The sequence below is a fragment of the Acinetobacter sp. CAU_H_29a_1 genome (genome assembly GCF_058599505.1).
The window spans coordinates 2,055,941-2,073,532 of the sequence record NZ_CM178655.1 but is presented as its reverse complement, the minus strand read 5'-3'; the positions used below and the strand labels follow the sequence as shown (position 1 = coordinate 2,073,532).

Annotated in this window: 16 protein-coding genes, 1 tRNA gene, 1 pseudogene and 1 other annotated feature; of the genes and pseudogenes, 8 read left to right on the top strand and 10 right to left on the bottom strand. The window is 41.2% G+C overall.

The features are described from left to right. Positions 1 to 2 precede the first annotated feature (2 nt). Both AC4MDD_RS10380 and AC4MDD_RS10375 read left to right on the top strand, forming a co-directional pair. Positions 3 to 1,994, top strand: coding sequence for a transglutaminase TgpA family protein (locus AC4MDD_RS10380; protein ID WP_491881577.1), 1,992 nt, complete (start codon positions 3 to 5; stop codon positions 1,992 to 1,994). Positions 1,995 to 2,037: 43 nt separating this feature from the next. Further along, positions 2,038 to 2,114: transfer RNA gene (locus tag AC4MDD_RS10375), tRNA-Val, on the top strand. Positions 2,115 to 2,314: 200 nt separating this feature from the next. On the opposite strand, the gene AC4MDD_RS10370 is transcribed toward AC4MDD_RS10375, so the two are convergent. Beyond that, complete coding sequence (locus AC4MDD_RS10370; protein WP_004693567.1) at positions 2,315 to 2,983, bottom strand: hypothetical protein; 669 nt, start codon at positions 2,981 to 2,983, stop codon at positions 2,315 to 2,317. 385 nt (positions 2,984 to 3,368) lie between these two features. Then, positions 3,369 to 4,588, bottom strand: a protein-coding gene (locus AC4MDD_RS10365; protein ID WP_491881576.1) for an IS3 family transposase whose coding sequence is annotated in 2 segments (ribosomal slippage) — positions 3,369 to 4,312 and positions 4,312 to 4,588 — 1,221 coding nt in all. Because the reading frame shifts where the segments join, the coding sequence is not laid out codon by codon here. After that, positions 4,197 to 4,313 (bottom strand) — a sequence feature (AL1L pseudoknot). Its footprint overlaps the gene before it by 117 nt. Before the next feature lie 273 nt (positions 4,589 to 4,861). Between AC4MDD_RS10365 and AC4MDD_RS10360 the strand changes: the two genes are divergently transcribed. From AC4MDD_RS10360 to AC4MDD_RS10350, 3 genes are read left to right on the top strand one after another with little or no spacing between them, the layout of a single operon-like run. Beyond that, a complete protein-coding gene (locus AC4MDD_RS10360) occupies positions 4,862 to 6,157 on the top strand; it encodes a S8 family peptidase (RefSeq protein ID WP_491881575.1) in 1,296 nt (431 codons plus the stop codon). A gap of 18 nt (positions 6,158 to 6,175) precedes the next feature. After that, entirely contained in the window at positions 6,176 to 6,370 is a 195-nt protein-coding gene (locus AC4MDD_RS10355; RefSeq protein ID WP_491881574.1) for a hypothetical protein, read from the top strand. Between the two features lie 55 nt (positions 6,371 to 6,425). After that, positions 6,426 to 7,730, top strand: coding sequence for an autotransporter outer membrane beta-barrel domain-containing protein (locus tag AC4MDD_RS10350; RefSeq protein WP_491881573.1), 1,305 nt, complete (start codon positions 6,426 to 6,428; stop codon positions 7,728 to 7,730). A gap of 96 nt (positions 7,731 to 7,826) precedes the next feature. Here the strand turns inward: AC4MDD_RS10350 and AC4MDD_RS10345 are convergent, their stop codons facing one another. From AC4MDD_RS10345 to AC4MDD_RS10315, 7 genes and pseudogenes are all read right to left on the bottom strand, one after another. Beyond that, positions 7,827 to 8,180, bottom strand: a complete 354-nt coding sequence (locus AC4MDD_RS10345; RefSeq protein ID WP_004693562.1) for a hypothetical protein — start codon at positions 8,178 to 8,180, stop codon at positions 7,827 to 7,829. A 209-nt stretch (positions 8,181 to 8,389) separates the two neighbouring features. After that, positions 8,390 to 8,896: a GNAT family N-acetyltransferase gene (locus tag AC4MDD_RS10340; protein WP_491881572.1), complete on the bottom strand. Its 507-nt coding sequence runs from the start codon at positions 8,894 to 8,896 to the stop codon at positions 8,390 to 8,392. A 61-nt stretch (positions 8,897 to 8,957) separates the two neighbouring features. Next, positions 8,958 to 10,253, bottom strand: coding sequence for a Y-family DNA polymerase (locus AC4MDD_RS10335; protein ID WP_004693560.1), 1,296 nt, complete (start codon positions 10,251 to 10,253; stop codon positions 8,958 to 8,960). 20 nt (positions 10,254 to 10,273) lie between these two features. Further along, positions 10,274 to 10,897, bottom strand: a complete 624-nt coding sequence (locus AC4MDD_RS10330) for a LexA family protein (RefSeq protein ID WP_491881571.1) — start codon at positions 10,895 to 10,897, stop codon at positions 10,274 to 10,276. A gap of 230 nt (positions 10,898 to 11,127) precedes the next feature. Beyond that, positions 11,128 to 11,781 (bottom strand): annotated as a pseudogene (locus AC4MDD_RS10325) (linear amide C-N hydrolase); the annotation flags it as partial. Between the two features lie 40 nt (positions 11,782 to 11,821). After that, positions 11,822 to 12,343, bottom strand: a complete 522-nt coding sequence (locus AC4MDD_RS10320; RefSeq protein WP_004693555.1) for a chromate transporter — start codon at positions 12,341 to 12,343, stop codon at positions 11,822 to 11,824. Beyond that, positions 12,340 to 12,915, bottom strand: coding sequence for a chromate transporter (locus AC4MDD_RS10315; protein WP_491881570.1), 576 nt, complete (start codon positions 12,913 to 12,915; stop codon positions 12,340 to 12,342). Before AC4MDD_RS10315 ends, AC4MDD_RS10320 begins: the two co-directional genes overlap by 4 nt. Positions 12,916 to 13,023: 108 nt before the next feature. Here AC4MDD_RS10315 and AC4MDD_RS10310 point away from each other — a divergent pair, with 108 nt between their 5' ends. Both AC4MDD_RS10310 and AC4MDD_RS10305 read left to right on the top strand, forming a co-directional pair. Then, positions 13,024 to 13,908 (top strand): LysR family transcriptional regulator, encoded by an 885-nt coding sequence (locus AC4MDD_RS10310; RefSeq protein WP_490768726.1) that lies wholly within the window; start codon positions 13,024 to 13,026, stop codon positions 13,906 to 13,908. A 153-nt stretch (positions 13,909 to 14,061) separates the two neighbouring features. Then, positions 14,062 to 15,816 (top strand): amidohydrolase, encoded by a 1,755-nt coding sequence (locus AC4MDD_RS10305; protein WP_491881569.1) that lies wholly within the window; start codon positions 14,062 to 14,064, stop codon positions 15,814 to 15,816. Here AC4MDD_RS10305 and AC4MDD_RS10300 read toward each other — a convergent pair. Then, complete coding sequence (locus AC4MDD_RS10300) at positions 15,807 to 16,442, bottom strand: TetR/AcrR family transcriptional regulator (RefSeq protein WP_491881568.1); 636 nt, start codon at positions 16,440 to 16,442, stop codon at positions 15,807 to 15,809. The two genes, AC4MDD_RS10305 and AC4MDD_RS10300, sit on opposite strands and share 10 nt — an antisense overlap. Before the next feature lie 110 nt (positions 16,443 to 16,552). Between AC4MDD_RS10300 and AC4MDD_RS10295 the strand changes: the two genes are divergently transcribed. Beyond that, positions 16,553 to 17,575 (top strand): HlyD family secretion protein, encoded by a 1,023-nt coding sequence (locus AC4MDD_RS10295; RefSeq protein WP_491881567.1) that lies wholly within the window; start codon positions 16,553 to 16,555, stop codon positions 17,573 to 17,575. Positions 17,576 to 17,592: the final 17 nt, after the last annotated feature.

Genomic DNA, 17,592 nt, shown 5'->3' with positions numbered 1-17,592 from the left:
ATATGCACTCTTCTATTCGTATTGTCATTGTGCTGACACTGAGTTTGATTTGGATCACACAACTAAGTTTTAGTCCTGTGCTATTGAGTGTCATTTTCGCCATTTGTATCGGTTGTCTATGGTATTTCATGAAATCCACGGGCAACCATTTCCCGAAATGGGCAATTTACATTTTGACCCTTGCTGCTCTAGCAGTCACTTTTTGGAGCTATCAAAGCTTCTTAGGGGTGGAAGCGGGCGTAGCCGTTTTAAGTATCTTTCTCTTTGCTAAAGCCTCAGAAACAAAAACGCAGCGTGATGTGATCATTTTGTTTAACTTTGCTTTATTTGTTGCGGCGAGTATGTTTTTACATAGTCAGTCATTTATGACGGCGGTGATGGTTTTACTCTGTTTATTGAGTTGTTTGTTGGGGCTATATCGAGTGCAAACCCATTATTTTGCATCTGAAAACTCGAATCGTATGGCATTAAGGCAAGATGCAAAACACGTCATTAAATTTGTAGGTCTCGCACTGCCTTTTTTTGTGCTGCTGTTTATCTTTTTCCCGCGTTTACCGCCACTTTGGCATATTCCAATTCCTGAAAATAAAGCAGTGACAGGCATGAGTGACAGTATGTCACCTGGAGATATTGCGCAATTATCCCAGTCCAGTCATTTGGCTTTTCGTATTATTGGGGATGTCACTCAGCTCCCCAATCGTTCAGAGCTTTATTGGCGCGCGATGGTCTTAGATCAATATGATGGGCAAAAGTGGACCAGTAGTTTTATTAATCAACAAGGTATTGCGGATAATACCTTAACGCATATCTCTACATCCAAAAAATGGAACTATCAATATCTACCCGCTGATGTCGCGATTCCGTGGATTATGGCATTGGAATATTCACAACCCTTAGAGCGACGTTATCAGCTGCGTCAGGATTGGAGTATTCAGGCTTATCGTCAAGTCCAGCGGGTGGAACCTATTGCATTGCAATGGATGGGAAATGTTCAAGTTTCTCAGAGTGAATTATCTAAGGTACAACGAAGCATAAACTTAAAAGCGCCTGAGCACATGGACTTGAAAGCGCAGCAATTGGCACAGCAGCTGTTTAAGCAAAGCGACGAGAACCCGAAACGTTATATCCAAAATGTTTTGGGATGGTATCGCAACAATGGTTTTAGCTATACCTTGCAGCCGGGCTTGTTGGGACAGCATCGTATTGATGAGTTTTTGTTTCAATCCAAACAAGGTTTTTGTGAACATTATGCTTCTAGCTTCGTGATGCTGATGCGTTATGCGGGAATTCCAGCGCGTATTGTGGTTGGGTATCAAGGTGGCCAGCCTTCACCAGATGCAAAAAGTTGGGAAGTTCGACAGTTAGATGCGCATGCATGGACGGAAGTCTTTGTGGATGGGCGCTGGAAACGCTATGACCCAACAGCGATGATTGCACCACAGCGTATTGAACAGGGTATGCAAGATTTAATGAGCCAAGATGCCAGTGTTTGGGGTGAGAGCAGTCGATGGAATGTACAGCGCTATTCGGTATTAAACAAAATGCGCATTTGGAGTGATTACGCAAGCTACCAATGGCAAAGTAAGGTGGTTGGCTATAATGCAGAGACTCAACGAGGTTGGTTACAGAAGCTAGGACTTGAATCCAGTTATTCATTGGTATTGCTGATTATGATTAGCATCGGGGGATTAGTTTTACTGTACTGGTGCGTTATATTTTGGCGTAAACGTGCTCAAACTTCTGAATATGACATTGTCATTCAGTCTTTTTCTCGAAGCTTAACAACTGAGCAGCGTAAACAAGATGCCGAAACGGTAAATCAATGGTTGTTGTGCTTAGCTCAAGACGTTAAACCTGAACAGCAAGTTTTATTTAAGCAGGCGGCTGATTATTATCAACAAATGCGTTATTCCAATACGTTGAATTCAAAAAATATTCAACAATTTAAACGGATGCTTAAAACTTGTGCATCTGCTTTAAAAAACAAGAAATAGCGCTTGTCATACTTTTTAAAAGTGAATATTATGCTTTTACTTCAGGTGTATAGCTCAGTTGGTTAGAGCGCTACGTTGACATCGTAGAGGTCTCCAGTTCGAGTCTGGATATACCTACCAAAATTCGTTGATATTTCAACACATTAAAGCCCACTTAAAAAGTGGGCTTTTTGTTTTCGGGGTATTTTCGGGGAATGGCGTAATTCCCCAATGTGGAAAACTCGCTCATTTAAACTTAAAAGCAATTATTAACGGTAGCTAAATCAATTGAATTACGTATAACGCGTATTATGTTAATTTTAGTCATTCTTATAGAAAGTCTAAAGCAAAAAAAAGATGATATAAAAAATAAGGATTAAACCGACAAAACCGATAACGATTTTAATCCCATTTTTTTGGGGCTCTTGATAGATGGGTTTTTCTATAATTATTGGTTTTTCTATAATTTGGAGTTCTTGCCAAGCTTTCAGCTCTTGAGAGCTCAGGTACCAATTAGTTTTATTTCTCTGAGAAAATTTAGAATTTTTTTGTGCTGGATTAGAGGAATCAACTTGAATTATTAGTGAATTAATAAATTTCCAACCATATTTTTCAAATTCCTTTATTTCTTCTTCATTTAACTCCATTTCCCATGAATATTCTCCGTGGGTATTACACAATACTCTAGTATCTAAAATATATTCACCATTTTTTTCAGCAAAGCAATGATCTCTATCCATATGTAATATCTTGGGTTCATTGGGGTGATCAGTGGTAATAATCCGACATAAATATAAAAATTTAAGACAAGCTTTATACTCTGAGTCATAAGCTTGAGTTTCTATAACCTTCCCTGTATCAATTACTAAGATTAGCCATTTACCATCAATTAACCTAATACACCAAGCCTTTAGGTTGTTTTTAAAGCATAACTCGTTGCCATGTCTATTAAGCAATTTTGCTTTGTTAGAAGGAAATAAAGTTTGAATATTATTTATATTAAGAGACATACAATACTGATTTCCACTTCTACATTGATCAATGCAATTTATCTTAAACTAATTGTTTAGATATTCCATTTAACATACTGGCGCTTATATGAAATCAAAAGCTGATGATTCAAGTTGTGAAAGCATCAGCTTATTGGCATGATGAACGATAGCTAATCCGCACTGGTTTAGGTGCTTCATGACCCTAGCGATCCGTTATCTTCACAGTTGCATGGCCAGCCAGTGCCTGCGCATATTTCTTCCCATACTTTTGTGTAATGTTATAAATACCCAAAGCACGTAAGTCATGCAGCGATGGTCGTTGGTTTAGTTCTAAATGATCATACGCACCAGATAAGTCCCGATACTGAACCGTACCGACTATATCGGAGACAGTTTATTTAAGTTATGCAACACAATCTAAGGTGTTGATTTTATCATAGTACATATTTTCAAACTCAAATGGTGAAACATAGCCAATAGAACTATGTAGCCGCTTTTTGTTAAACCAGTCTACCCAATTCAATGTAGCTAATTCAACATCAGCTAAGCCTAACCAATCTGCTTTTAAATATTCAATCACCTCTGTTTTGTATAAGCCATTCACCGTTTCAGCCAGAGTATTATCGTATGAATCACCAGTTGTTCCTACAAAGGCTCTTAAGTTCGCAGTTTCCAATCGCTGAGTATAGCGGATTGAAAGATACTGCACCCCTCGGTCACTATGATGAATCACATTCTTAGGCATACCCCGACTATTGAGTGCATGCTCAAGGGCATGAAGTACCATATCGGTATTCATTCGGGTGGAAACTTTCCAACCAACGATTGCTCGTGAGAACACATCAATGATAAATGCCGTATATACCCACCCAGAATGAGTCTGAATATAGGTAAAGTCAGCGACCCAAAGGTTGTTGGGATGTTGAGCTGTGAAATCACGCTTAACTAAATCATCAGCTCTTTTTTGCTGATCATCATGATGTGTCGTACGCTTATTCTTACCACGCCATACACCTTGTATTTCAAGTTGTTTCATCAAGCGTGTTACCGTGCAGCGGGCAATAGAATATCCTTCTTGTTTAAGTTGTTGCCAAACTTTACGAATGCCATAACGCCCATGGCTCTCTTGCCAAATTAACTTAATTTGCTCAGCATAATGTTGATCGTGTAAATCTCGTTTCGAACGCTTTTCAGGGTTCTGTACTAGATCAAGCTGGCGATAGTAAGTGGATGAGGCAATTGGCAATATTTGACAAATCGCTTCAACACCATACAGGGCTTTATGATCACGAATGAAATCAACCATTATTTGTGTGGGCGGCCTAACTCCGCCTGTGCGAAAAAAGCAGCTGCCTTACGAAGAATTTCATTGGCTCGTTGTAGCTCTTTGTTTTCACGTTCTAGTTGTTTGATACGCTGTTGATCTGACAGAAGTTGCACTACGGCTGGATTCTGTAGTTGTTTATGTTTTTGATGCCAAGCACGCAAAGTTTCAGGGGTACAACCGATTTTAGGAGCAATAGCTGTAATTGCAGCCCAAGTAGAAGGATAATCTTGTTCAGATTCAAGCAGCAAACGTACTGCTCGTTCTTTGATTTCTGCGGTGTATTTTAATCTTGTCATAGCGACATTCTCTCAAGAAAATGTGTCTCCTACAATCTCGGTACGGTTCAATTCATCATTATCACGTGATAGGGTCAATATTGGTCTGAGTGTTTTTTGTTCTATTAACTTTGTGAGGTGCAGATAAAGTTGCTTCAGGCTTTCGAAAATATCTTTCACTAAGGTATGATGACTGGCCTGTGATTGCTGGGGCAAAAATCCCAAAACTGTACCAACAGTAAAAAATAATCACTTGCTTTTTATAATAATTTTTATTTTTATTGGGTAAATTAGATGACCAAAAGTCACAATTTTGTGGGTTTAAAACGCCAATTTTTTCCTTCTGTTTTAGCGCTTGCGATTGGTAGTGTTCTCGTGGGTTGCGGAGGAGGTGGTGGGGGAGGTTTGGCTGAAACGAGTTCTCATATCACGCAACAGCCAACTAAAGGAGAAAATAATCCTGGTTCTGGTGGTCAAGATACGGGTACTGGCGGTGAGCAAAATCCTAATTCAGCATATATCTATGATCCGCAAAAATTTAATGTTGAAGAGCCTGATACTTCCCTAAATAAAGTGGGTGTGGGGGTGCTAGATTCTGGTGTGGGTACCAATGATTATTTAGAAGATTCTGTCAAAAAGGTTTTCCGTTATATTGAGGACTATCAAGCGGGGACTCTTACACGTGAAGACTTAACCTATCGTGGGATCGACATTCAAGATATTGATCCTGGAACCCATGGCACAATTGTCGCGCAAATTATTGCGGGTAAAATTCCTGCGAATGCAAAATATCCATTAACAGAAAGCATTGAAGGAATCGCTAAAGATATTGCTGAAATTTATGGCGTTTCTACAAGCGAGAGCAATAATGGTATTGGTTATGCAACCACAGCATATTTGGCAGCACTGAATCTCAATCAAGAGTATGGAGTGAAGTTATTTAATGGTTCCTTCGGTACTGTGGGTATGCAAGGTATTTTCCATGATGATGTTACTCAATATGCAGCACGTTTAGCCGATGGTGGCTCCTTAGTGGTCATGGCAACAGGTAATGCTGGTCTTGCTGTGCCAAGCGATGAGGTGTTGTTACCAACCCGAAATAGTGCAATTGAAAAAGGCTGGTTGGCTGTTACAGGCTTAAATGCTGAGCATACTGACTTGTATCGCAATACCAAAGGCGAAGGTGCGAATAATTGCGGACTTGCGGCACGTTGGTGCTTAGCTGCTGATTATATTGTGGGGCCTATTCAAAGTGATAAAGCTGGTAGTTTGATTTGGTTCTACGGAACATCGGGTGCAACGCCACAAGTTACCTCTGCTGCAGCATTGGTATGGAGTAAATACCCATGGATGACTAATGATCAAGTACGACAAGTATTGCTGACTAATGCCGACTATATGGATGACGGTTCTGGTCTCAATCAACTCTATAACGAGCGCTTTGGCTGGGGCGCATTGGATATCTGGAATTCTTTAAGTGGCCCGCAGTCCTTTTTAACAGTGTTTAATGAAAACTTCGAAGCAAACGTGACATCCAATGTTGCGATTTTTTCTAATGACATTGATGGTGATGCAGGTCTTGTTAAATAAGGAACTGGTACTTTGGTAATGGCTGGTGACAGCAATTATACGGGAGCAACAGATGTCCAATTAGGCAAGTTACAAGTCACTGGAAATATTGATTCTACCGTGCGTGTGGGAACGCATGGGACTTTATCTGGTACGGGTCAGACAGGAGCTGTGGTCAATCAAGGAATTGTTTCAACCCAAGATGGTCGTTTAACGGTAAACGGTAAACGGTAACTATACGCAAGAAAGTACAGGAACTCTTGCTTATGGTTTAGAGCACTATTTAACCGTGAAAGGTGATGCCACACTTGCTGGAAAACTCGAAGTTTCTGCACAGAATAAAGGCATGGTGACAGAAGGAACGCATCAGGTACTGAATGCAAATCAGGTTGCAGGTCAGTTTGATAGTTATAGCTCGACCAGTGCATTTTTAACTGTGAAAGGGTTGAGCCAGACCAACAAAGATGTTGCGGTAGATGTTGCACTCGCGGATGCAAAAACAGCAGGAACGCTGAGTAGTGGGATTTCTGATGCCTCAGGTGAGTTGCTGAATAAACTGATGGCAAAAGCCAACACACAAGCAGTTGCAGGTCAATCGACGCAGTTAACAGACTATGTGGCTAATGTACAAAAAGTGGCAACGGCAACGGCTGCACAAGCAGTGTTGAACTTAAATGCGGGTGCTTTATTTTCAGAGACGCCATCAGTATTGCTTCGTAATGACACCTTGGTTAATGCACAAATTGCACAGCGCTCATATCAAGTGAGTAAACAAGGGCTAACAGGAGCATGGGTAACAGCAGGCTATCTAGATAATACCAGTGAAGCAAAAGGTTGGGATACTGTTGAGTCTGAAATTAAGACCCTATCTGCAGGTGCTGACTTCAAAGTGACAGACCATGCTATTTTAGGTGCCTACATTTCGGACTACAACGAAGACTCTAAATTTAGTGCATCGAATGGCAAGAGTGAAACTGAGCTGACAACAATAGGTATATATGGTCAGTGGTTATCAGATCGCAACTATTATGCTGCTGCAAATGCACAATATGGCTTTGGTGATACAACTTTTGACAGAACGGTGACCGATGGCATCAAGACTGATGCAAGTCATGCTAAAGCTGATTTAGATAAATATGGTATTTATACTGAGTTTGGCTATGCTCTGCCAATGGAGCAATTCTCAATTTCACCATACTTTGCACTCAGTCATAATGCGGTATCTCTAGATCAAGTGAAAGAGTCAAGTGATCTAGGGGTGACGGTTGGTGATACGACTGCCAAAGAAAGCAAAGCACATGTTGGAAATCGCGCAGATTATCAAGTGACACAGCAGCTGAAACTAGGTGGTTATGCAGAATACGCATATGCCTTTGATCGTTCATTGCCAAATGTAAGTTTGACATCAAACATTGATCATTCAGTAGATGTTCGCTATCGCGCACCGTCATTTGACAAAGACTTTTTACTTTATGGCCTAGGCTTTAATTATTTAACAGCAAACTCTAAATGGAATATTTTTGGAGATGTGGCTGGGAATGCACTTAATGCAGAAGACTATCAAATGCAGCTTGGTCTGAAATATGCATTTTAAGTTTTTTGCTAAATAAATCGTGATTTGAAAGTAAAATAAAGGTCATGTAGGACTTGTCCCACATGACCTTTTCTAATAAACGCTTAGATATGACGTTTATTTCTTAAACTCAGTAATCTGGATTGGCTTGTCTTTGACAAACTCGACAATGCCTTCACTTCCTTTGATGTGAATAGAAACACCTTTGCCGTCAGTCATGAGCATACCACTTGCTGCTGGTGCACTTTTCAGCATGAATGTTCGATCTGAGTTATCCGTCATCATCGCTGTTTCAAAATTATCAGATGACTTCAGTTCAATGGTTAAATCCATTGGGCCAGTGAAGTGAATCACTTGTGTTTCTGCAGCATTACTGCCTGATGTATTTTCTTGAGTGACTTTTCCCGTTGGTGCAGAAGTACAACCCACTAAGGCTAAAGTAACGAGTGTTGCACCTAAAGCATTTTTCATAAAAATGACCTTTTTATATATAAATCATAAGTCCATATATACTATTTGTTATATCTTAAGTTTAAAAGTTTGCTTTACATTCGCTTTACATAAATGGAATTTTACGCTGTATAAACGTACTGTTATTCACCTTAAGCGGTTCAAAATACGGTTTAAAATATTCATTCAAACCTTACACAACAGAGTAAATTGATATTTAAAAGTTCAATTTATTCAGTGGCATTAAATGCGTCATGATAACTGACAACGCCCTGCGGTATTTCTCCATTGAAACTAAGGGCTTGAAAGTATTCGCTAGGAACGCTAGGTAAAACCAACTCTAGATTAGGCCGAAACCCAAAGCGATGATAATAATTGGGGTCGCCTAATAGAACACAGCCTTTGGCACCCAGTTGTTTTAATTTTTCAATGGATGCCTGCATCAGCTGTGACCCAATGCCCAAACCTTGTTTAGTTGGGCAGACAGAAATTGGGCCTAGGCCATACCAACCTGTTGTACCTGTCGAGATAGATACAGGTGAAATGGCGACATGACCGATAATTGAATCATCTTCAACAGCAACCAAAGAAATCGTAAGTTGACCGCTTTTTCGGAGGTTGTTCACAATGAATTGTTCAGTATGGCTGGTATGTTCTGCATTTAAAAATGCAGTGCGAGTCAAGGTCTCAATGCTTTCAATATCTTCTGGCTGTTCGTCTCGAATCGTGATGTTCATTAAAAAATCCTTATGAGTATTCGTGTAGTGTAAAGTGATCTACTTTTATGAAGACTTAACTTCAACCCACTCTAAATAGCTCCGACCAGTTGCTCAAATAGGCAGGAGAGCGATTGCACTGATTCATTTGCCAAGGTTCTTTTTTCTCATGGCAAACCCCTAAAGAAATCATATTTTTACCAAAACGTTCAGTAATGGCATCCATGGTATTGAAGAGTTCTTCACGGTCATTTTTATGGCTATAGTCGGTAAAAAGATCATGCACAAATTTAGATTTATCTATAATTTCCAAAAGGACGATGCCCGCCTTTTTGTATTTAAACCCTGACTTGTAAATTTGGTCAATGCCTTTCATGGCCGCCTGTGTAATTTCAAGTAGATCATCGGTGTGTTCATGCATGTGTACAATGGTATAGGGCGAGTAATGTTCATTTTGGCTAAAACGACCTGTTTGAATATATACCCCGATCATTTTACAAATAGAGCCATCATGACGTAAGCGTTTAACAGCACTGGCAACATATAAGCGTACAGAGGCTTTGATGTCATCAATTTCATACACAGCTTGACCATATGAGCGACTACTAATAATTTGCTTATGCGCAACCTCATCACTTTCAATATTGATGCAAGACATCCCTTGAAGCTCACGGACAGTCTTTTCCATCACTATGCTAAATTGCTTTTTAATTTCACTCGGCTTGGAGTCGATCAAATCTAAAACCGTATAAATACCCATCGAGTTTAGCTTTTTGCAGTTCTGTCGACCGACGCCCCAGACTTCACCGACCTCCACATCTGCAAGCATGTATTCAGCAGTACATGGGTCCATGTGTGCCAAATTGCACACGCCATTTAACGCCTTATTTTTCTTGGCTAAATGATTGGCAATTTTGGCTTCTGTTTTAGAACGACCAATTCCAATACAGCAGGGAAGACCAAGCCACTGCCATGCCTTGTCTTTCATGTCTTTGGCATAGTCAGTGAGGTTAAATAAATGCTCATAAGCGGTTAGCTTTAAAAAACATTCATCAATGGAATAGATCTCTTGTTCATCGGCTGCCACATATTGCCCCAATAACTGCATGAAGCGGCGAGACATTTCCCCATATAAAGCATAGTTACTCGAAAACACTTGAATATTATGCTGCTGGACAAGTTCTTGAATTTGAAAAAAAGGGACAGCCATGCCAATGCCGAGATCCTTGGCTTCTTGGCTTCGAGCAACTACACAACCATCATTATTACTTAATACAATCACAGGGCGGTCATTGAGCTTTGGATTAAAGACGCGTTCACATGAGACATAGCAATTATTCACGTCAACGAGCGCGAATATTTCAGTTTCATTTTTCATATTGCTTCTTCTTATTATTCTTAACGGTGGTACAGACGTTTTAAGTTAAACGTCACCACTCCCCAAATGACAAAGGTTTGATTTTCTGTAGGAATAATATGTTCATACTCGGGGTTTTCAGCTTTTAGCCAAAGTTGAGGCAAAGGGTAGTTTTCATCTCCAAAAATGTCTTTGATGTCCGACTTTGACATTTTGTTTGTCATCATCAGTCTTTTAATAGTGGAGTCATTATTATCAATTAAAGCCACCACAATGTCGTAGTGTTTGGCTTCAATACTCCGATCAATAATAATCGGGTCATTTACTTCAAGACCTACGCCCAACATTGACTCACTGTCTACATGAGCGATGAACGTTGAAATGGGGTTTTGTATTAAGAATTCATTGAGATCGATGGCTTTGCCTTGCTCATCTTTAGTGCTGAACGCTGGGCCTGCTGGAATGCGTTCTAAAGAAACAGGAATAGAGACTTTGGACTGAGGTAGAACAGGAGACAGCCTAAGTTGATCCGCAAGTTCAGCTTGCTGCGCAATTTGTTCGAGCATGCTATTGATGGTGGGACTGGGTTTACCTTCTGGCCCCATGATATCTTGTAAAGACGACCATGCGTCGTCCGAGAAGTAGATAGGTAACTTCTTTGACATGGTGAATACTCCTACGCTACAAGGCGTGTTTGGAAGTGGAATCTGTCTGTTTAGAATATGCTGATGTGGGTGAAAACTCAAATTTAAAAACACTGAATAAATAATGCTCCGTCAATTTTGGTCGCGGATAAGAAAAAGTAAGAAACTTTCTTTTAGATGATGAGTAGCCCTTTGATCAGGGCTATTATTGATGGTGATTATATTTTTAAGCCGATGATATAACTGAAAACTTAGGGATTAGTTCCTAAAAACTCAAAAGGTTTGGTGACTTTAAAGGATGCATTGGCTTTGCCTGCATATGTCATCGCTTGGTCTGGGCCAAGTTCTAACTTCTTGGTTTGACCATCTTTAAAGTTAATTTCCTTTAAATCGACCCAAAACACATTTGGTGAAACGGCAGATTCAAAGAAATATAAACCACGTTGATGATTGACCACCGTACGCCAACGGGTTGAGGAAATATTCGGCTCTTCTTCAGTGTTTAGGCCAAAAGGGACTGAGGTATTGCGGATGACACTAAATACACTGGCGAGCGAATGGTCTGGAGTTGCATTTTTTGGAATCGCATTGATATAAAAAGAAGCACGGGCAAAACGATCAGATGCGCGGTTAGTGCCTGGAAGCATGGTTGTGCCACCAATTTGCTTCCAATAGCTATTTAAAGCGAGCTGTTGATCAAAGGTTGGCGAGTTGGTCATCACTTGATACTGTCGACCATGATGAATGACTTGTTTACCGTTAATATACTCAATAATGGCACTATCACCCGTGGCATCGGAAATGGATAAATGCAGGGTAGCTAAACGTTTCTCACCCGTAACTTGGTCAGTCACAACGATGAAAGGCTCTTTTTCGAGTGCCTGAATGGCTTCATTCACTGTGGCATTTATCTAGGCTCTAGACTAGCAGAATAGATATGTTAGTCTAGAGCCATAAAAAAAGTGCGCCTGACATTGCTCCAAAGAGCATGACCCATAGTGGATGAATTTTTTTCACTAAGCTTAACCCCGTTGCCACGATAACGATCGCGATAAGTAACCAGTTCTGAGCAGATGCTGCGGCAATAATATAGGCACTGACCAAAACCAAGCCGACAGTAATTGGTTTCAGTGCTTTTTCAAACATGCTACGTAGCGGATGATCCTTAAACTGATTCCAAAACTTGAGTGCAAATATAGTCAGTACAGAAGAGGGCCCAAACTTCGCCAGTGAAGTCACAAACAGTCCAGCAGGTCCAGCCACATGCCAGCCGACCAGTGGCACAATCATCATATTGGGGCCCGGAGCCGCTTGCGCCATGGCAAACATGGTGCTGAACTCTGTAGCAGTAAGCCAACGATGCACTTCGACCACTTGATGTTGCATTTCAGGCAAAATGGCATTGCCGCCACCAAAGGCCAATATAGAAAGCTGGGTAAAAACGATAGCTAAGGTGATTAAAATCATGCGTTTTTTCCTCTTTTTTTCAAGCTTAAGACTGCGACATTGATGCTGACTAAGATCAGTAACGTTAATGCCAAGGGAATCTTAATGATCAACATAAAGACAATGGTCAGTGCAATAGTAAAGATCGTGAGGTAACTTTTCAGAATGGGTTTCAACATTTTCAACCCCATCGCAAATAGTAAACCTGCTGCCGCTGCTGCTAGTCCCTGTATCATGTGCTGAATCACGGGGATACTTTGAAATTGGGTATAGAGCTGATACAACAAAATTACAATCACCGTCGGTGCAAAAATCAACCCTAGAACAGCACTAATAGCACCTTTAACCCCCTGAAACTCATAACCAATCGCAACGGCCATATTAATGATGTTTCCTCCAGGGAGGATTTGACAGACACCCAATAAGTGCGTGAACTCTTCCGTGTTGAGCCATTTTTGGTCTTCTACAACCATTTGATGTGCAAGTGGCAATACGCCACCAAAGCCCATGAGTCCCAGCTTCATAAAGCCTGCAAATAATTCCCGTGAAGTTGGATGGGTTATTTGTTCAGCAGGGAGCACTTCAGGGTTCATGTCTTTCGCCTTTTGTGGAATGTGCCCAGTATGAACCTGTAGAGATATGTTGAAAAATGCTATTTTTGACGTTATATATACTGAAAAAGTATGTTTGATAGGGCAGACATGATCGATATCCATAAACTCAGAGCATTTGTTGCAGTGGTAGAAGAAAGTAATATTTCGCATGCTGCTGTTCGTTTGAATATGCAACAACCACCGTTGACACGGATTATCAAAAGCTTGGAAGAAGAGTTGAATACTCAACTGCTAAAGCGTTTGCCGCGTGGTGTTGAGGTGACAGAAGCGGGCAAGGTTTTATACAAAGAAGCCCTTGCGATATTGGCGCATGCACAGTTAATTCCTAAACGTGTGCAGGATATTTCTTTGGGGGTCGAAGGTCAGATTAATATTGGCTTTACCAACTCGGTTGGCTTACATCCTTTTTTACCTACCTTGCTGCGTAACTTTCGGGAAACTTTTCCACGTGTTTCAATCCATCTGGAAGAAGATGGCAGTAGCTCGCTGATAGATTCCATTAGTAATGAAAAAAATGACATTGTGTTCTTACGTAAACCCGCACCCATTGGCCTTGGTTTAACCAGTCTACATGTATTAGATGAACCACTCATTGTGGCTTTACCCAACAATCATCCTTTGGCTGAACAAGCCGAACCGATTCACTTGCTGGATCTTGAACCGCATGATTTTGTGTTATACCGACGTTTAGCTGGACAAGATTTATTCGATAATATTTTGGCCAGTTGTTACCAAGCTGGATTTAGTCCCAAAATTGTACAAGAAGCGCCACGTTTAACTTCAAGCTTAAACTTGATTGCTGCGGGGATTGGTTTATCCATCGTACCTGAGGCCATCCGTGACTTTTGGAATAAGCAGATTGTTTATAAAATGCTCAAGGCCAATAACCCTTGCATTGCGCCGATTTATGCAGTGTATAAAGAAAATATAGACAATGTCCGTTTGCAACACATCTTAAAGTTATTGCAATAATCTGTTGAATATTGAGCACCTTATTCTGCCTGACAAGAGCCGGCTTAAAGTGCTAAGGTAGAGTGATGATGTGTTGTATTTAAAGTTTTATACCTATAACGAATGCTCGTACGGAGCAAAATATAATATTTAGCAATATGAGGTGTTTAACCCATGCTTTTTAATAAGGTTTCTTTTGCACTCACGGCTCTACTTTCTTCCACTGTGGTAATGATGAGTGGTTGTGCAACCAGTCTGTCTAGCACCACTTCAAACACACAACAACAGTCGCAAAATGCCTTATTGGTCTATGGTGGCCCCATTTTAACCATGCAAGGCATGCAGCCCAGCTATGTCGATGCCATGTTAATTCAAGATGGAAAGATCCGTTATACAGGCACATTGTCTGAGGCTGAAAAGCTTGCGCCACAGGCGAAACGCTTAAACTTGAATAACAAGACCGTCATCCCTGGCATCATCGATGCCCATAGTCATTTAAACTCTGTCGGTATGCAGCAAACTGTGGCAAATTTATATCCGCCGCCAGATGGCAAGGTGGTGAGTATTGCCACACTTATCCAAGAAATGAAGGCGTGGGCGAAGCAAAATCCAACCTTTGTCCAAGCCACTTCTGGTTGGATTATTGGCAATGGTTATGATGATGCCCAGCTACAAGAGAAAGCTCATCCGACAGCCACAGATTTAGATCAGATTTCAACGACTCAACCGGTGCTGATTTTACATCAGTCAGGGCATTTGGCCTCTGTGAATCACAAAGCGCTAGAGTTGTTAGGCCTTAATGAAAAAAGTAGCAACCCCAGTGGTGGTGTGATTCGACGCGTAGTGGGGACCAATATTCCGAATGGTGTACTGGAAGAAAGTGTTGTGATTGAAGCCATGTTACAGGCTTTTAAAACGGTCCTACCTGAAATGATGCAGCAGATGGCGTTGACTGCGGTACAGACCTATATGAAAAATGGTTATACCACGGTACAAGAAGGACGAGCTGATCGTGGTACTTCAGAACTTTGGCGCAGTTTGGCCAATCAAAACAAATTAGCCATCGATGTCGTTTCTTATCCTGATATCAGTTCTGAACAGGCGTATATGCTTGAAAAAGGTGTAAGCAAAAACTATGTCAATCACTTTAGAATTGGTGGCGTGAAAATTAGCTTAGATGGTTCACCCCAAGGTAAAACGGCATGGTTAACCGAACCTTATGTGGTTCCGCCTGAAGGGAAAGATAAGAACTATCGTGGCTATCCTGCATTTCCAGAGCAAAAAACAGTCCAGCACATGATTGACTTGGCTTTTGAGCACCAATGGCCAATTTTGGCACATGCCAATGGTGATGCCGCGATTGATCAATACCTTAATGTGATTGCCAATGCGCAAAAGAAATATGATGCCTCACAGCGACGAGATGTGATTATTCATGCGCAAACCATGCGAGAGGATCAACTGGATCGGGCGAAACAGCTTCACTTGATTCCCTCATTTTTTTCTTTGCATACCTATTACTGGGGCGACTGGCATGTGGCACAAACCTTAGGTGAAAAGCGTGCTGAACACATCTCACCAACAGGTTCGGCCTTAAGAAAAGGCATGATTTTCACCGAGCATCATGATGCTCCTGTTATCCCACCGAAAAGCATGATGGTGTTGGATGCAACGGTTAATCGCACCACGCGAACAGGCAAAGTTTTGGGTGAGGCACAAAAAGTCAGCCCGTATATCGCACTTAAAACGATGACGGACTGGGCTGCATATCAGTATTTTGAAGAAGATATCAAAGGCACATTAAGTACTGGGAAATACGGTGACTTTGTTGTTTTGAGTGACAATCCAATCACAATTGAACCATCTAAAATCAAAGACATCAACGTTCTTGCAACCTATAAGCAAGGACAGTTGGTTTATCAAAGATAAAGTTGTTTAGCGGCCTGTAAACCTGCAACTGAAAAGGTCATGAGATGTTTGACCAAAAGTGCAGGTTCAAGCTTGGAGACATTTTTAAGTGGGCTTGGACCATTTGCATCTGCCAAAATCAACATCATACAAGGCGCGACTGTGCTGAGTACACAAGGCAAAAGTGCAGGGTGATTTTCATCAATGCCTGAAACTTGGCTAATAATTTTTTTAACCAAAAGAAACTTTCGCGCACCATCATTTTGCATAAACGAGTATAGGTGGGTAGTCGGTGAAAAAAGTTCGCGAACAAACACTTTGCTATGCCAGACATCGGTTTCAACCAGCTTACCGATCAGGCTTTCAAAAAAAGCTTCCAGTTTCTCAGTAGGCGTTTTAGAGCTGTTAAGCAAGGTTAAGAGTTCTTGTTCATCAATATAATGCGTATGTGCTTCGGCAAGTACGGCACGATATAAGCCATCACGACCATCGAAGTGATAGTTAATGGCAGCTAAATCGACTTCGGCCAGCTTGGCAATGGCTTTACTCGTGGTTTTTGCAAAACCATCCTGAGCAATTAGGCGGCCAGCAGCATCCAAAATTTTCGATTTGGTTAAATCACCATCGCTACGTCCAGCTCTAGACATTATTTACTCTGCATCAAAATTTAGACTTGAAGTATATCTTTCTTAACTGAATTGTTATAGTTTAAATTAAATTTAAACTTGTATTAAAACTAAGCGAAGGTTTGGTGTGCATGAACAAAAGTAAGTTCATATTACTGGTTGGGGTATTGCTCATTGCTGTAGCGGCTGCATTGTTGTGGTTCAGTCGAGAAAAAGATGATCCCGATCATCTGGTGCTATATGGCAATGTTGATATTCGACAAGTCTCGCTGGCATTTGAAACGGCTGGGCGTATTCAAAGCTTATCTGTTCAAGAAGGCGATCGCGTTCAAAAAGGTCAGGTTCTTGCAGAACTGAATACGGACTCGCTGACTATACAAGCACAGCAAGCCCAAGCACAGTTACAAGTTCAACAGCAAACCTTAAATGAACAAGCTGCGGGCAATCGACCTGAAGAGATTACCCAAGCGAAAGCGAAAGTACAGTCTGCCCAAGCCCAATTTGAAAATGCCGATAAACAATACCAACGTTTAAATGTCTTAAATCGGAGTACTGCGGGTCAAGCGGTGAGTAAGCAAGAGGTTGATGCTGCAAAAAGCAATATGAAAATGGCGGAAGCGGCTGTAGGTGAAACCAAAGCCAACCTAGAGCTACTTTTGAAAGGTGCGCGCCCAGAAGATCGTGAAGCGGCTAAAGCACAATATGAATCGACCAAGGCCAATCTTGATTTGATTGATTACCAAATTACTCAAAGTAAGCTGCTGGCACCTGTGAATGGCGTTATTCGTGCACGTTTACAAGAAGTCGGCGACATGACGACTTCAAACAAGTCCGTCTATACCATTGCCCTGATCCATCCTAAATGGGTGCGTGTTTATGCCAGTGAAATGGATCTTGGGCATATTAACATGGGCGCAGCAGCACAAGTCATTCGTGACTCACAACCAAATCAGCCCATCACAGGAAAAATTGGTTATATCTCATCTGTGGCGGAATTTACCCCGAAAACGGTACAGACCGAAGATATTCGCACGACTTTGGTGTATGAAGTCCGTATTTATGTCGATGACCCGAATGACCAACTGAAGATGGGACAACCTGTAACGGTGAACATAGCCAAATCATCGCGTCCAACTGCCAAGAACAATCCTTAGGGCAGGGGAGTATGTCG

Bases quoted from the DNA above. Each gene is read 5' to 3' on its own strand.
- AC4MDD_RS10380 (WP_491881577.1), top strand. From the start codon at position 3: ATGCACTCTTCTATTCGTATTGTCATTGTGCTGACACTGAGTTTGATT.
- AC4MDD_RS10370 (WP_004693567.1), bottom strand. From the start codon at position 2,983: ATGTCTCTTAATATAAATAATATTCAAACTTTATTTCCTTCTAACAAA.
- AC4MDD_RS10360 (WP_491881575.1), top strand. From the start codon at position 4,862: ATGACCAAAAGTCACAATTTTGTGGGTTTAAAACGCCAATTTTTTCCT.
- AC4MDD_RS10355 (WP_491881574.1), top strand. From the start codon at position 6,176: ATGGCTGGTGACAGCAATTATACGGGAGCAACAGATGTCCAATTAGGC.
- AC4MDD_RS10345 (WP_004693562.1), bottom strand. From the start codon at position 8,180: ATGAAAAATGCTTTAGGTGCAACACTCGTTACTTTAGCCTTAGTGGGT.
- AC4MDD_RS10340 (WP_491881572.1), bottom strand. From the start codon at position 8,896: ATGAACATCACGATTCGAGACGAACAGCCAGAAGATATTGAAAGCATT.
- AC4MDD_RS10335 (WP_004693560.1), bottom strand. From the start codon at position 10,253: ATGAAAAATGAAACTGAAATATTCGCGCTCGTTGACGTGAATAATTGC.
- AC4MDD_RS10330 (WP_491881571.1), bottom strand. From the start codon at position 10,897: ATGTCAAAGAAGTTACCTATCTACTTCTCGGACGACGCATGGTCGTCT.
- AC4MDD_RS10320 (WP_004693555.1), bottom strand. From the start codon at position 12,343: ATGATTTTAATCACCTTAGCTATCGTTTTTACCCAGCTTTCTATATTG.
- AC4MDD_RS10315 (WP_491881570.1), bottom strand. From the start codon at position 12,915: ATGAACCCTGAAGTGCTCCCTGCTGAACAAATAACCCATCCAACTTCA.
- AC4MDD_RS10310 (WP_490768726.1), top strand. From the start codon at position 13,024: ATGATCGATATCCATAAACTCAGAGCATTTGTTGCAGTGGTAGAAGAA.
- AC4MDD_RS10305 (WP_491881569.1), top strand. From the start codon at position 14,062: ATGCTTTTTAATAAGGTTTCTTTTGCACTCACGGCTCTACTTTCTTCC.
- AC4MDD_RS10300 (WP_491881568.1), bottom strand. From the start codon at position 16,442: ATGTCTAGAGCTGGACGTAGCGATGGTGATTTAACCAAATCGAAAATT.
- AC4MDD_RS10295 (WP_491881567.1), top strand. From the start codon at position 16,553: ATGAACAAAAGTAAGTTCATATTACTGGTTGGGGTATTGCTCATTGCT.